This is a genomic window from Catellatospora sp. KI3, from assembly GCF_029948125.1.
GTDB lineage: Bacteria > Actinomycetota > Actinomycetes > Mycobacteriales > Micromonosporaceae > Catellatospora.
This window is the reverse complement of record NZ_JASAMB010000016.1, coordinates 108,277-122,610: the sequence shown is the minus strand read 5'-3', so window position 1 is coordinate 122,610 and position 14,334 is coordinate 108,277. Positions and strand designations below refer to the sequence as shown.

At 73.0% G+C, this 14,334-nt stretch carries 12 protein-coding genes; 6 read left to right on the top strand and 6 right to left on the bottom strand.

The annotated features are described in order from the left end of the window. Positions 1-109: 109 nt before the first annotated feature. Positions 110-1,282, top strand: a complete 1,173-nt coding sequence (locus QEZ54_RS24115; RefSeq protein ID WP_281306994.1) for a peptidoglycan DD-metalloendopeptidase family protein — start codon at positions 110-112, stop codon at positions 1,280-1,282. 68 nt (positions 1,283-1,350) lie between these two features. On the opposite strand, the gene QEZ54_RS24110 is transcribed toward QEZ54_RS24115, so the two are convergent. Then, a complete protein-coding gene (locus tag QEZ54_RS24110) occupies positions 1,351-1,653 on the bottom strand; it encodes a hypothetical protein (RefSeq protein ID WP_281306993.1) in 303 nt (100 codons plus the stop codon). Positions 1,654-1,861: 208 nt separating this feature from the next. Between QEZ54_RS24110 and QEZ54_RS24105 the strand changes: the two genes are divergently transcribed. Beyond that, the gene (locus tag QEZ54_RS24105) at positions 1,862-3,913 is read left to right on the top strand and encodes a bifunctional diguanylate cyclase/phosphodiesterase (protein WP_281306992.1); all 2,052 of its coding nucleotides are present in this window, start codon (positions 1,862-1,864) and stop codon (positions 3,911-3,913) included. 144 nt (positions 3,914-4,057) lie between these two features. Here QEZ54_RS24105 and QEZ54_RS24100 read toward each other — a convergent pair whose 3' ends face one another. Then, positions 4,058-4,627 carry a TIGR03086 family metal-binding protein gene (locus QEZ54_RS24100; protein ID WP_281306991.1) on the bottom strand — a complete coding sequence of 190 codons (570 nt, stop codon included), beginning with the start codon at positions 4,625-4,627 and terminating at the stop codon, positions 4,058-4,060. A gap of 42 nt (positions 4,628-4,669) precedes the next feature. Here QEZ54_RS24100 and QEZ54_RS24095 point away from each other — a divergent pair, with 42 nt between their 5' ends. Continuing rightward, on the top strand, positions 4,670-5,500 hold the full coding sequence (locus QEZ54_RS24095) for a DUF6597 domain-containing transcriptional factor (protein WP_281306990.1): 831 nt from the start codon (positions 4,670-4,672) through the stop codon (positions 5,498-5,500). On the opposite strand, the gene QEZ54_RS24090 is transcribed toward QEZ54_RS24095, so the two are convergent. Both QEZ54_RS24090 and QEZ54_RS24085 read right to left on the bottom strand, forming a co-directional pair. Further along, on the bottom strand, positions 5,452-5,970 hold the full coding sequence (locus QEZ54_RS24090; RefSeq protein ID WP_281306989.1) for an NUDIX domain-containing protein: 519 nt from the start codon (positions 5,968-5,970) through the stop codon (positions 5,452-5,454). The two genes, QEZ54_RS24095 and QEZ54_RS24090, sit on opposite strands and share 49 nt — an antisense overlap. A 69-nt stretch (positions 5,971-6,039) precedes the next feature. Then, entirely contained in the window at positions 6,040-6,675 is a 636-nt protein-coding gene (locus tag QEZ54_RS24085; RefSeq protein ID WP_281306988.1) for a hypothetical protein, read from the bottom strand. A gap of 327 nt (positions 6,676-7,002) precedes the next feature. On the opposite strand from QEZ54_RS24085, the gene QEZ54_RS24080 reads away from it, so the two are divergent. The 3 genes from QEZ54_RS24080 (at position 7,003) to QEZ54_RS24070 (ending at position 11,508) form a co-directional block, all read left to right on the top strand. Beyond that, positions 7,003-8,862, top strand: a complete 1,860-nt coding sequence (locus QEZ54_RS24080; RefSeq protein WP_281307058.1) for a hypothetical protein — start codon at positions 7,003-7,005, stop codon at positions 8,860-8,862. Positions 8,863-8,969: 107 nt separating this feature from the next. Beyond that, entirely contained in the window at positions 8,970-11,222 is a 2,253-nt protein-coding gene (locus QEZ54_RS24075; RefSeq protein ID WP_281306987.1) for a hypothetical protein, read from the top strand. Positions 11,223-11,319: 97 nt separating this feature from the next. After that, a complete protein-coding gene (locus QEZ54_RS24070; protein WP_281306986.1) occupies positions 11,320-11,508 on the top strand; it encodes a bleomycin resistance protein in 189 nt (62 codons plus the stop codon). 9 nt (positions 11,509-11,517) lie between these two features. Here QEZ54_RS24070 and QEZ54_RS24065 read toward each other — a convergent pair whose 3' ends face one another. Further along, the gene (locus tag QEZ54_RS24065; RefSeq protein ID WP_281306985.1) at positions 11,518-12,462 is read right to left on the bottom strand and encodes an acyltransferase domain-containing protein; all 945 of its coding nucleotides are present in this window, start codon (positions 12,460-12,462) and stop codon (positions 11,518-11,520) included. A gap of 162 nt (positions 12,463-12,624) precedes the next feature. Continuing rightward, positions 12,625-14,286, bottom strand: coding sequence for a cellulose binding domain-containing protein (locus QEZ54_RS24060; RefSeq protein WP_281306984.1), 1,662 nt, complete (start codon positions 14,284-14,286; stop codon positions 12,625-12,627). Positions 14,287-14,334 lie beyond the last annotated feature (48 nt).

Sequence of the window (14,334 nt, the reverse complement as noted above, 5' to 3'; positions counted from 1 at the left end):
GCATCGTTAAATCTATGTTTTTAAGATTATGGCTTTCCCCAGTGTCGGCGACCGCCGACCGCCAGGCCGGGCCACCCACCCCAGCGCCCGGCGAGAAGGAGGCCACCCCATGACCCCCACCCTGCGACTGAGCATCGGCGGCCTGCTCGCCGCCTGCCTCATCGCCATGGCGCCACCCGCCGCCCAGGCCGCCCCGACCGACCTCGGCGGCGCCGTCACCGCGAAGCTGCACACCTACGCGGCGGCCGCCGACCAGCGCGGCCTCGCCGCGACCACGCAGGTCAACCTGCTGCGCCAGAGCGCCTCAGGCTGGGCCTTCGGCTCGGCCGTGCTCACCGCACCGCACACCGCGGACGCCCACCCGCTCGGTTGGCTGTTCGTCGCCCGCCGCGACGGCCGGACGTGGCAGGTCGCCTTCGAAGGCGAACCGGCGTTCGCACAGCTCAGCCGGCAGACGCCGCTGACCGACGGCACCGAGAAGCGGCTGCTCGGCCAGCTCGGCGGGGCCGCGCCCGCCTTCGCCGGCGGCGACTTCCGCACCGGCATGCGGCTGCCGTTCACCGTCGGCCAGTCCTGGTACATGGGCGGCGGCCCGCACGGCTGGGGCGGGTCGGACACCCCGTACAGCTCGATCGACCTGTCCGGCGGCGACGGCCGGGTGCTCGCGGCGCGGGCCGGGACGGCGTACACGATGTGCGCCAGCGGGCGCGGCTGGATCCGGGTGATCCACGACCGCGGCTACGCGACGGACTACTACCACCTGTTCAACAACATCGCCGCCAACGGGCTCGCCGTGTCCGAGGGCACCTTCCTGGGCAACACCGGCACCGACGTCTCCTGCGGCGGCTCGGCCAACGGCGCCCACGTCCACTTCGCCCTGCGCCAGAACTCCGCGTACGTCGCGGTCACCGGGCACAACTACGGCAAGTGGGTCCTCAACCAGGGCGGCTCCGCGTACGCCGGCTCGGCGCTGCACGGCAGCGTCCAGGTGAACGCGGGCGGCGCGCTGTACAACTACGGCGCCCTCGGCCTGAACCAGGGCCTGGTCGACGCGTTCGGCGGCGGCACGGTCAACCGCCGGTCCGGTCCGGGCACCGGCTACGGGGTGGTCGGCTCGATCGCCGACGGCGCCACCTTCACCGTCGCGTGCTCGGCCAACGGGACCTCGCACACCGGCCGGTACGGCACCACCGCGCTGTGGAACAAGATGTCCGACGGCACCTGGATCAGCGACGCCTTCGCCTGGACCGGCCTGAACGGCCCGATCAACGGCTGGTGCTGACCGGATAGGCACACCCGGGTAGCCGCGCCGGCGGGCAGTCCGCCGCCGGCGCGGCACCCCGCGCCCGCTCAGCAGTCCGGGTACTCCGCCGCCCTCGGCCGCACCAGCAGGACCAGCGGCGTCCGCTCGTCTCCGCGCGAACACGGCTCCCGCTGCGCGATCTGCGCCGCCGGTATGGTCACCACCCGCCGATCGTCCTCCAGCATCACCGTGAACCAGCCGCCGTCCTCATCGAGGACGTAGCCGACGACCGGAGTCGAGGCGGACCGAACACGACGAGGGCGGCCGCCAGCGGCGTACCGCGCGGAGATCTCGACTCCCGCAGCACGAACGGAAGCGTCGCCGGAGTGGCCCTTGAGCCAGGCCCCCATGTCGCAGAGCCTATGTACTGCCCATCAACTACTCGGGCAAAACGGAATACAGGCGCATTCCACCCGCCAGAATCGATGTCCGATACGTGGGAATTGCTCGTTTTCAGGTTTTTGTCGGATAAGCTGGCGGCTTCGTGTGCCACCAGCCGACGCCGGAGGAGGCGATGTGACTCCGCTGCCAGTGGCGCTGACGCCACTAACGGGACGAATGGCAGCCCTGCGACGAGCGGCGATCCCGATCGCCCTGGTCGCCACCGCGATCACCCTGACCATCGCCACGATCGGCCAGGTGCCGGCGGCACTGCACGAGACCCCGTTCTGGGTCATGACAGCGCTGGCGCTGGCCGCCGCGGCGGTCACCTACCTGCCGCCGGGCCGGCCGATCCGGGGCATGGTGGTCAGCCCGTCGCTCTGCTTCACCTTCGCGATCCTGCTCTGCTGGGACCTCGGTCCCGCCATCGCGATCCAGGCGCTCACCGTCGCGATCATCGCGATCCGGGCCCGCCAGAGCCTGCCCGAGGCCGTGCTCAGCGGCGCCCGCTACCTCGTCGCGCTCGGCGCGGCCTACCTCGTGCTGCTCATCGGCGAGCCGGACCCCTTCCACAGCTCCTCGCTGACCGACCTGGCCAACGACACCGCCGCCGTGAGCATCGCGTCGCTCGTCTTCACCGCCGCGTACGGCTGGTCGGTGCTCGCCGGCGGACCGCGCTCCCCGAGCACCGGCGGCGTGCGCGAGCGCCTGGCCGGGCTGAAGGACCCGGCCGTGCACCTGACCGCGCTGACCATGCTCAGCCCGGTGCTCGCCGTGACCGGCCACGTCAGCCTGGGCTTCGTGCCCCTGGTCATCGTGCCGCTGTACGCCGTGCAGCGGATGGCCCGGCTCTCCCAGGACCGCCAGCGCGCCGCGCACACCGACGCGCTGACCGGCCTGGGCAACCGGGCCAGCCTGCAGACGGCGTTCGCGCGGATCCGGGCCGACCGGCCCCGCCACCGCCGCGGCCCGTCCCTGCTGCTCATGGACCTGGACGGCTTCAAGTACGTCAACGACGCCCTGGGCCACGACACCGGCGACCAGATGCTCACCGCCGTCGCGCAGCGGCTGACCGCCGCCCTGCCCGAGGGCGCGCTCGCGGCCCGGCTCGGCGGCGACGAGTTCGGCGTGCTGCTGCGCGAGTCGGACGCGGGCAGGGCCCGCCGCACCGCCGAGGCGATCAGCGCCGCGGTCAACGGGCCGGTGCAGCTCGGCGGCCTCGAGGTCGAGGTGGCGGCGGCGGTCGGCGTCGCGGTCAGCCCGCAGCACGGCGACGACTTCGCCTCCCTGATGCGCCACGCCGACATCGCCATGTACGACGCCAAGCGCGACCACGGCGGCGTGGCCCTGTACCTGCCCGGCACCGACCGCCACGCCCAGCGCCTGGAGGTGCTGGACCAGGTCCGGCACGCGATCTCGACCGATGACCGCACCGCCTTCGCGCTGCACTACCAGCCGCAGGCCGACCTGAGCACCGGCGAGATCGTCGGCGTCGAGGCGCTGCTGCGCTGGACCGGCCCGGACGGGCGGCCCGTGCCGCCGGACGTGCTGATCTCGATGATCGAGCACAGCCCGGTCATGCACCAGCTCACCGACCGCGTCATCGACGATGCGTTCGCCCAGACCGCCCGCTGGCGCGCCGCCGGGCTGGAGCTGCGCACCTCGGTCAACGTCAGCATCCGCGACCTGTTCCGCGACGACCTGGTCGCCAACCTGCGCCGCAGCGCCGCCGCGCACCGGCTGCCGGCGGGCTCGGTGCAGCTGGAGATCACCGAGAGCGCGCTGATGGCCGATCCGACCCGCGCCATGCGCACCATCATGGCGCTGCGCGAGATCGGGGTCGGCCTGGCCCTGGACGACTTCGGCACCGGCTTCTCGTCGCTGCAGCACCTGCGGCGCATCCCGCTCGACGAAATCAAGATCGACAAATCCTTCGTCAGCGGTATGACCACGAACCGGCACGACGACGCGATCGTGACCTCGGTCATCGCGCTCGCCCGCACGCTCGGCCTGCGTACCGTCGCCGAGGGCATCGAGGACGTCCAGACCCGCGAGCGGCTGCGCGCGGCAGGCTGCGGCCTGATGCAGGGCTGGCTCCTCTCCCCCGCCGTCCCGGCCGGCGACATCCCGCGCCTGGTCACCGCCGCCGCCACGACCCGCAGGCCGCCGAAGCCGCCCCACCCGGCCGCACCGATCCACCGCGGCATCCCGGCCACCTGCCCCTCCTGACCACGGCAGCGAATCATGATCACCGTCTCGGGTCGAAAGCGCGGCCCGGCAGCGCCGATCTGACCCAGAACTGGGATCTTCGAGGCTCCGGTGGCGATGATCGTCGAGCGAGGAACGGGGGCTGGTGGCCGGCTCGGTCGCGGGCTACGCGGCCGCGGTCCAGTCCGGGTCGCGGCCGGCGCGGCCGAGTAGGCGCTCGAACGGCCCCGCATCGGCCGCGACCGGCACCTCGGCGCCGAGCACCTTCATCTGGCGGGCCCGGTCGCCCATCAGGTCGACCAGCTCGTGCAGCTGCGCGACCGCCCCCGGATCCGGCTGGTACGGCTGCCCGGTGGCCACCGCCAGGTCCCACGGATGCAGGGTCAGGTCGAGCAGGGCCATCTGCCCGACCACCGGCTGCGGCAGACCCATCCCCGGCGAGACCCCGTCCAGCGCGGACGGTTCGGACCACGCCCCGACCAGCGCCTCGGCTTCGGTCGCGAAGCGGTCGCGCCACGGCGTGCCGAGCACATCCGGGGTGGCGGAGAAGTCGACCGGCTCGCGCCGCGCCAGCCCCTGGAAGTTGACCACCACGAGAAAGAGATGGTCGATCAGCGCCCCCACCCGGTACTCGGCGCACGGCGTCGGCAGGTCCAGCTGGTTGTCGCCGATGCCGCGCAGGACCGGCAGGGCCGCGTCGGCGCTGCGGCGCAGCAGGTTCGCTACGGTCGTCATCGGACCACGTTAACCTCGTACCGGGCAGGAGTTATTGAAGAAATGCGACAGCCGCGCCGCGACACCCGGGGCATCGTCGACCCGGGCGGCCTGCTGGACCGGGTCTCGTTCCGGCGGGCGGCCCCGGCCCGGGAGCTGGCCGAACTGGTGGAGCACTACTGGTTCATCGACTGGGACCTGGCCGTACCCCGGGAGCAGCTGGTCCTCGGTCACCCGTCGGTCAACCTGGTGCTGCTGGGCGCGGACGGCAACCCGCAGGTGAGCGCCGAGGTGGCCGGGGTCGTCCGTGGCACGTTCTCGATCACCCTCGCGGGGCGCGGCTGGGTGCGCGGCGTGCAGTTCCGGCCCGGCGGCTTCCGGCCGTTCTCGGGTCGCTCGCCCGCAGCGCTGACCGACCGGCGGGTGCCGCTGCGCGACGAGCTGCCGACGGCCGAGGCGGCGGTGCCCGCGGTGGTCGCGGCGGCCGACGACCCTGGCCGGGCCCGCGCGCTCGACAGCCTGCTGCGCGGGGTCGGTCCGGTGGCATCGGAGGCCGCCGCGTCGGCGACGGCGCTGGTGGAGCGGATTCGCACCGACCGTACGCTGCGCCGGGTAGACCAGGTGGCCGACGTCGCCGGCCTGTCGGTCCGCGCGCTGCAGCGGTTGTTCGTGGCGTGGGTCGGCGTCGGCCCGAAGTGGGTGCTGCTGCGGTACCGGATCCACGAGGCGCTGGCGCAGGCCGCGCCGGCGGCGAGTTGGGCCGGACTCGCCGCCGAGCTGGGCTACAGCGACCAGGCGCATCTGGTCCGCGACTTCACGGCCACGGTCGGGATGGCACCGGCCGCCTACGCCGCCGCCTGCGCGGGGCCGGACTCCGGCGTACCGGCGAAGTAGCGGGCCGCGACCGCGGTGTGCAGGCTGAACGCGAGCGGGGTCGCCGGGGTGACCAGTTCCCAGCCGGCCGATTCGGCGTTGGCCGCCGAGGGCGGCAGGTCGACGGGTTCGCGGCGGGGCAGCAGGCCGAAGACCAGCAGGGTGCCGTCGGGCGCGCTGAGGGTGTCGTACAGGCTGACGTCGCGGGCGTCGGCGCGTACGCCGGTCTCCTCCCACAGTTCGCGCACGACCGCGTCCTGCCACGCCTCGCCGAAGTCGATGAAGCCGCCGGGCAGCGCCACCCGCCCCGCGCCCGGCGGGATGATGCGCCGCACGCCGAGCAGCGCGTCGCCGACGGGCAGCACGGCGACCGCCACCGGTACCGGGTTCAGGTAGCTGACCTGCTCGCACCCGGCGCACCGGCGCGGCCAGGGCAGGTCGGCGGTGAAGGCGTTTCCGCAGTACGAGCAGTGGGAGTGGCGCACCGGCATGCGCTCACGGTAGCGGCACCGCGCGAACGCGGCCCGGCACGCCCCGACGGCCTGCCGGGCCGCACCCGGTCACGGCGTGTACGGCTCGTCGGTGTGCGACAGCTCCTTGAGGATGCTGCCCTCGACCGCGTACACGGCGGTCCGCTTCACGGCGACCCCGGCCGAGGCCCCGTCGGCGGGCCGGGTGAGGTACACCAGGGTGAGCTTGTGGTCGGCGATGGCGACGGACTCGATCGGGTCGCGGTCGTCGAGCATGAAGTGCACGGTGCACTGCGCCCGGTCGGCGGGCTTGGTGCAGACCATGACCGCCCAGAAGCGGCCGGTGGTGTCGACCACGCTGCTCATGATGGTGCCGACGGTGACGTCGCCGAGCTCCCCGCCCAGGTCTCCGGTGGCGCAGGGCTGCTGCACGGCCAGGACCAGGCCGTCCTCGCCCGCGTGCTGGCCCTCCTGCAGCGGTGCGCCGTCGTCGCCGAAGGCGTAGTAGGGGTCGATCAGGCCGCGTACCACGGCGTCGCGGACCTCGGCGCAGGTCGGCGCGGGCACCTTCGGCGCGGCCGGGCTCGCGGCGGGCGGCTGGCTGACCACGGTGACCGCCGACGGCGCGGCGGCGGGCTCGTCGGTCTTCTTGCAGGCGGCCAGCGGGCTCAGCAGCAGAGTCGACGCGAGCAGCAGGAGTACGGGGCGCCGGCGGGGGTGCGGCATGGGTGGTGTCCTTCGGTGCGATGACGATGGGTCACCGCACCCTATGGCCATGATCTGCCGCACCGCTCCCGGAGTCGCCACGACGACACTCGCCCCGCCCCGGGGTAAGGAAGGGACCCTTCTTATCGCTTCATGACGAAGAAGGGTCCCTTCCCAACCGCCCCGGCGCGGGACCGGAGCGGCGATCCAGAGTGGACGGTAGGGCGGAAGGAAGAACCGTACCGGCCGCTTCGCCGCCGCCGCGCGGGTTGATAGGTTCTTGCGGTCGTGGCGCGCCTGGACTCCTCCGGCACTGCCGGCATGGAAGGCGTGGGAGGCGACGTGAAGATGCGGACGCGTGACCGGTTGCGGTCGTGGTTCGACTCCACCATGGACCGCGGCACCCCGGCCCTGATCGGCTGGCTGGGCATCGCGTCGCTGGCGCTGATCGTCGTGGTCACGTTCGCTGCCTGGCTGCTGACCGGCGACGACGTCGCGGCCAACAAGGGCTGGCTGGGCGTGCTGTGGATGAGCCTGCTGCGCACGCTCGACCCGGGCACGATGGGCGCCGACACGGGCAGCGCGCCGTTCCTGGCGCTGATGCTGGTGGTGACCATCGGCGGCATCTTCCTGGTGTCGTCGCTGATCGGGGTGCTCACCACCGGGCTGGACAACCAGATCACCCAGCTGCGCCGGGGGCGGTCGCGGGTGATCGAGCGCGGCCATACCGTCATCCTGGGCTGGTCCGACCAGGTGTTCACGGTCATCGCCGAGCTGGCGCGGGCCAACGCGGGGCGGACCAGGTCGGCGGTGGTGGTCCTGGCCGACCACGACAAGCTAGACATGGAGGAGCAGCTGCGGGTGCGGGTCGGCGACACCGGGCGCACCCGGGTCATCTGCCGCTCCGGCAGCCCGCTCAAGCGCGCGGCGCTGGACCTGACCAGCCTGGACACGGCCCGCTCGGTGATCGTGATGACGCCGCCCGGCCGCGACCCCGACATCGACGTCATCAAGGTCCTGCTGCTGCTCAACAACCGCCCGTGGCCGACCGCCCGACCGCATGTGATCGCCGCGGTGCAGGAGTCGGCCAACATCGCCGCCGCGCGCCTGGCCGGCGGCCCGCTCGCGCACATCATCGACGCCGACGACATCGCGGTACGGCTGGTCGCCCAGTCCCACCGGCAGTCGGGCCTGTCGGCGGTCTGCACCGACCTGCTCGACTTCGCCGGCAACGAGATCTACCTGCGCGCCGAGCCGCGGCTGGCGGGCCGGACCTACGGCGAGGCGCTGGACTACTTCGAGCTGGGCGCGCCGATCGGCCTGTGCCGGGCCGACGGCGACGTGGTGCTCAATCCGCCGATGGACACCGCGGTCGAGGCGGGCGACCAGATCGTGCTGATCGCCGAGGACGACCTGCTCATCAAACCGGCGCTGGAGCCGGTGCCGGTCGACACCGGCGCGATCGTCGCCGAGCCGGTCGGCCGGGCCCAGCCCGACCGGACGCTGCTGATCGGCTGGAACGACCGGGCCGAGAAGATCATCAACCTGCTGGACCGCAACGCGATCCCCGACTCCATCGTGGACGTCGCCGCGCCGCAGCCGCCGGAGAACACGTTCGACCAGCTCAAGCACCTGACCGTGGGGTACAAGCGCTGCGAGCCGGCCAGCCGCCGCTCGCTGGAGACCCTGGACCCCGGCGGCTACACCCGCATCGTCGTGCTGGCCGACGACTCGGCCGACCCGGACCGGGCCGACGACCGGACGCTGGTCACGCTGCTGCACCTGCGCGACATCGAGGACCGGCTGGGCGACCCGTACTCGATCGTGACCGAGATGAACGACGACTCCAACCGCGAGGTCGCCCAGGTCACCCGCGCCGACGACTTCATCGTCTCGGCGCGGCTGATCAGCCTGCTGATGACCCAGCTGTCGGAGAACCCGCACCTGCTGTCGGTCTTCGCCGACCTGTTCGACCCCGAGGGCTCCGAGATCCACCTCAAGCCCGCCGCCGACTACATCACCGCGGGCACGCCCGTCACGTACGCGACGGTGATCGAGGCCGCGCGGCGCCGGAACGAGACCCCGATCGGCTACCGCATCGCCCGCGCCGACACCGAGTCCGGCGACCGCGTCGTGCTCAACCCCGCAAAGGCGGACCTGGTCACCTTCACGGCCGAGGACAGCGTCATCGTCGTCGCCGAGGACTGACCTTCCGGTCGACCGTCCACAAACGATCCGGCGATGCGGCCGCGTGGACACCCGTCGTTACTATGAGCGCTCATGTCGTTACCCGAGCGCGATAGGGACGGGCCAGCATGGACTCCACCGCCGCGACGACGACCAGCCCCCTGCGCCGGCTGACCGTCGTCGCCACCTCGGCCTGGCTCGTCTCCGGCGACGGGGTCACCGGCGGCGACCCGCCGTCGCGGCTGCGGGAGCTGCTGCAGCGCCTGCTGCACGGCAGCCCGCACGGCCAGGCCTGGATCTGCGCCGACCCCCGCGTCGGCACCGATGATCCGGCCCCGGTCCCCTACCTCAGCGGCGAGGACGCCGACACCCTGGTCGACCGGCTCACCGACCAGCTGCGCACCCTGCTCGCGAAGCTGCCGGGCGGCGACTCGGTCCAGGACACCCACACCGCCGTGGCCCAGCTGCGGCACCGGGTGTTCATGGACGCGACCAGGTTCGCCGCCCTCACCGGCGTCGACACCCACCCCGACATCCGGTACGTGACCTTCGACCTGCGCCTGTACCAGATCCGCACCGACCTGCGCTGGCACGCGAGCATCTCCGTCGACAGCAGGCTGCCCCACCACCCGCAGCACCGCCCGCAGGAGCTCGCCGACGGCGGCGCGCAGCCGGTCAGCGGCTCGGCCGCCGAATGCCGCCAGCGGTTCGCCCGCGCCGCCCGCAAGGCCGAGGACCTGCTGCGCGAATTCCTCGACCACGCGACGTTCCGGGTCCTGGACCGCACCTACCTGCAGGCCGACTTCTGGATCGGCGTACCGGCGAACACGGCCGCCGATCCGGCGGACTACGTCTGCGACCCGATCCAGAGCAGCACGATCAACGAGCTGACCCGCAAGGTCCTCATGGTCGGCGACATGCGCGACGACGTCGTCACCACCTCGGTGCTCAACGGCGACTTCCTCACCCTGCGCCGCATCAGCCGCAAGCCCGGCCCGAACGACCCCGAGTACGCGCCGCTGTACCTGATCGTCCCGGCCGCCTGCGGCGGCGCTGACGCCGATGTCGAGCACGGCGTCCACCGGCTGGTCCTCAAGCTCGCCGACCTGGAGGCGCGCGCCGGGGACCTGCTCGACGACGTGCAGCACGACCTCTACGTCTGGCGCAACCACCTCGACGTGTACCAGACCGTCGCCGGGCGCGGCGCCCGGCTGTGGGACTCGCTGGCCACGCACCTGCCGGTGCTGCAGTGGCGCAAGCTGGGCAAGGTGCACGGGTCGATGGACCTGATGCACCAGGTGCTGCTGCAGGGCATCGCCGACCTGTCCCACCTGGCCGGGCTGACCCAGAGCTGCCGGGCCCAGGTCAGCGCCACCGCCGCGGAGCTCGGCGACATCTACGACGACGCGATCACCGAGCGGCACCTGACCGGCCAGACCGGCGGCGTACGCGCGGCCCTCACCGAGACCGGCCTGATCAGCAAGCTGGTCCGCGGCAGCGACGAGGTCGCCGCCCAGGCCATCGTGGTGCAGCGCAACTACCAGAGCCTGCTCGACGCGATCACCAAGGCCTTCGACGAGCGCCGGGTCCGCGAGGGCGACGCGCTGCAGCGGGCGAGCATGCTGTTCGGCATCAGCATCGCCCTGGTCGGTGTCGTCACCGTCGCCGACGCCACCGTCGACATGAAGCCGGTGTCCTGGCTGGCGACCGAGGGCGTGGCCGCCTGGTCGGCCGGGCTGAGCCTGTTCCTCGGCGCGCTGCTGCTCGCCTCCGCGCTGCTGATGCTCGGCTGGCTGCTGCGGGTGGGCCGGTTGGGCACCAGCCGGTTCCGCACCAGCTACGACGAGCTGTGGCACTTCATGCGCGACTCCTCCACCGAGAGCCTGGAGGAGTTCAGCGACAGCTCCCGGGCCAACCCGCAGTCGTGGCAGGCGCGGGACCTGGACCTGTCGCAGCGCTTCGCCCGGCTGTGGGACCGGGCCACCGGCATGTCGGGCGGCAACGGCGGCGACAAGTCGACCAGCCGCGACATCCGCGACCTGTCCCGCCGGATCGAGCAGTGGTCGCTGCACGCGCTGCTGGCCACCGAGCGCGCCCGCCGCCTCTACAACTACCGGCTGCCCCTGCTGACCTGCCTCTACCGCTGCGCGGCCCGGCTGCCCGGCTCCTTCTTCAAGCTCGGCTACCTGTCCCCGACGCCGAACCAGGTCAACCTGGTATCGGTCGAGGAGTTCGCCCGGACCATGCGGGAGAGCCTCGGCCTGCCCCGGCAGCGGGCCCGCCAGGTCGACGAGCAGTGCGCCGGGGAATCGCTGACCAGCGCCCAGCACGCGCTGGAGTTCGCCACGAAGGTGCTCGACCGGGCCCGACGGCAGAGCTGACCCGCGCTCGCGCCGGACGGGCCTGCTGCTCGATAAGCCGCCGCCGCGCGCCGCCGACCGGCGACAATGGCCGTGTCGCCGCGACGAGGAGGTCACCATGGACGTTGCGACCCTCAGTGAGCTGCTGCGCGAGGCAGAGCAGCACCACGGCGCGTACGAGGCCGTCGCCCCCGCCCACCACTGGTCGGACTGGTACGCGCCGTACATCGTGGCGCGGGCCGAGGGCAGGTCCGCCGACGAGGCGGTCGGCGCGGCCGGTCGGCACATGGACGAGCTGCGCGGCTAGGACGGACGGTCAGATCGGGAAGCGGCCCCGGCGCCAGTGCCAGTGCCGGCCGGACCGCAGGTGGTCGATGATCGCGCGCTGGAGCGCGGTGCGGCGCGGCAGCTGGTCCAGCGGCGTGGTGAGGGTGCGGAACCCGAAGCGCAGCACCTCCACGTCGGGGTCCAGCCCCTCGGGCTCCTCGTACGGCTCCAGTTCGAACCGCCGCTGGAACCGGATGATGTTGGAGTCCTCCGGCAGGTACTCCAGCAGCTGCGGGTCGAGCAGCCAGGAACCGCAGGCGAAGTGCGTGTAGTGCTCGTCGGGGAAGTGGCGCGGGAAGAACGCGCGGGCCTGGTCGAGCGAGGCGGAGACCGCCTCCGGGGTCAGCGGCCCCGCGTCGGGGATGTGCAGGCTGATGTCGGTGTCGCCGCGATGGTGCTGGAGCCGGCCCAGTTCGTAGAGGCCGCCGCGCGCGTGCAGGGTCAGCCAGCTCTGCATGACCGGCCAGCCCTCGCCGTTCATCCGCCGGTCGACGGCGAGGTTGCGGCCCAGGTCGGCAAGGGTCGTCCAGGACACGTCGGCGGAGATGCCGTGGTCGCGGTGGTATCCCATGGCGACGTCGGCCAGGGCCAGGTACGCGTACACGTACAGGTGCCGCCAGGCGTGGCCGCGCTCGCGCGGCAGCTCCGGACCGGGCGGCAGCCAGCCGTGGCCGCCCAGATCGGCGCGGACCAGGGCGATCACTCGGTCGAGCAGCCAGCGCAGCTCGGGGGTCCACAGCGGAGAGTCGGGATCGGGCCAGCCGGCCATGATCTCGGCGGCATCGTCCGGGTGCACCGCGAGCCGGTCGAGGATCGCGGGCGCGTCGGCCTTGGCGGGCAACGGGGCCGAGGGCAGGTCCCCGGCGAGCCGGTGCACGCGCTCGACCTCCGCGACGGGGACTGCGAGGCGAGCGGCGATGTCGTCCAGATCCACGGGGAGGATCCTAGCGGCCGTCGCGGCGCCCGCCGCGTCCCGCTGCCGCCCGGCGGTCGCTCGTGCGGTGGTCTCGTCGACGGACGTCGGCGCACGGTATCGGCCGTACGCGAGTCCGGTGGACGGGCCGTCGCCGCGCCGGGCGGGACGGCCCGTCCGCGGTCAGGGGCTGGTGCAGGCCAGGCCGGAGGCGGCCGGGCTGCCGGTGCCGAGGAACCCGAACGCGGTCGACGCGCCCGCGCCGAGCGCCCCGTTCCAGGAGAGGTTCTTCACGGTGGCCGCCGAACCGGTCACGGTCAGCGTGCCGTTCCACAGTTGGCTGATGCTCTGACCGCCGCCCAGCGTCCAGGCGGCGGTCCAGCCGCTGATCGCCGAGGCGCCCGCGGTCACGGTCACCTCACCCTGGAACCCTCCCGGCCACGAGTTGACGGTCCGGAACGCCGCCACGCAGGCGCCGGTCGGCGGCGGCGACGAGGACGCCGACGGCGAGGGCGAGGGCGGCCTGGACGGCGAGGGCGAGGCCCCGGACGGCGACGGCGAGGGCGGGGGCGAGGACGGCGGGGTATCGGTCAGCACCGGCGTCTGCCAGTCGCGCCACTCGGCCAGGTTGCCCGCCTTCAGGCTGGAGATCCGGAAGGTGCCCGCCGCGCTGCCGGTACGCAGCAGGAACTTCTGCAGGTGCTGCTGCAGCGGGGTGCGCCACTCCGGCCGTACCGCGCAATGGGTTCCGTCCGCGACGTCGGACCAGTAGGTGATGTTGTCGCCCGCGCCCAGCGCCTTGTAGACCTCGGCCCCGGCCAGCGCCGACACGCTGCCGGAGCGGGCCGCCAGCCAGTCGATGCGCGGATTCTCCATGATGAACAGCCCGCGCGGGGCGATCATGGCCACCGTCTCGTGCTGGTCCACCGGCAGCCCGGCCGGATTGCCGGTGTACGGCCCGAACGCGTCCCCCAGCCACGGCTGCTCCGAGTACGCGCTGCTCAGCGGCTGGGCGCCGGACTCCCCCGCGATGGCGCGGAAGGCGGGCACCCCGCCGCTGCCCGACTCGATCGGCATGGTCAGCGCGATGCGCTGGTCGAAGGCGCCGATGGCGAAGGCGCCCTTGCCGTATCGGGAGCAGCCGGTGACGCCCAGCGAGTCGGCTTTCAGGACGGTGCCGCCCGACTGCTCGATGACGTCGATGATGCGGCTGACGCCCCACGCCCACGCGGCCAGCAGCCCGGTGCTGCTCGTCGCGCCGTAAACGGAGTAGAAGGCGCCCTGCTTGTTACCGCGGGCCGTACCCTCCTTGCCGACCGCGAGCGGGTCGTAGTTGATCACGGCGACCCCGGCCGCCAGGATGGTGGCCGTGTCGGCGCCGAGCCCGCCGACGACCACGACGGCCGGGAACGGTCCGGTGCCGCCGGGCACGCTGACGGTGGCCGAGAAGCCGGCGCTGCGGCCGCCGTCGGACACGTTCACGGTGATGCCGGTCCGCGAGACGGTGCCGGTGACGCCGGCCGGGCGGGCGGGTTTGGTGCCGTAGACGTACCGCTCGGACAGTTTCCTGATCTCCTCCCGGCGGCAGCGCCAGTCGGATCTGGTGGTGACGCGGGTGCCGTCCAGTCTCTTGAACGGATCGGGCAGCTTGGCGCCGGCCGTGGTGGTGCCGGGCAGGTTGACGGCGCAGTCCGCGCCCTCGTCCTCGACCCCGGCGGCCAGGGGCGCGGCCGCGGCGGCGGTGGTGGACCGGGCGAGGGTCACCGCGCCCGCGAACGCGATCGCCGACACCGTGAGTGCGACGATCGCGGATCGGATGCGGGCGCGGTCCGGGCTGATGAACATGGAAGCCTCCTTCCGGGCAGTGGAAGCGGCATGCGTGATAGACAGACA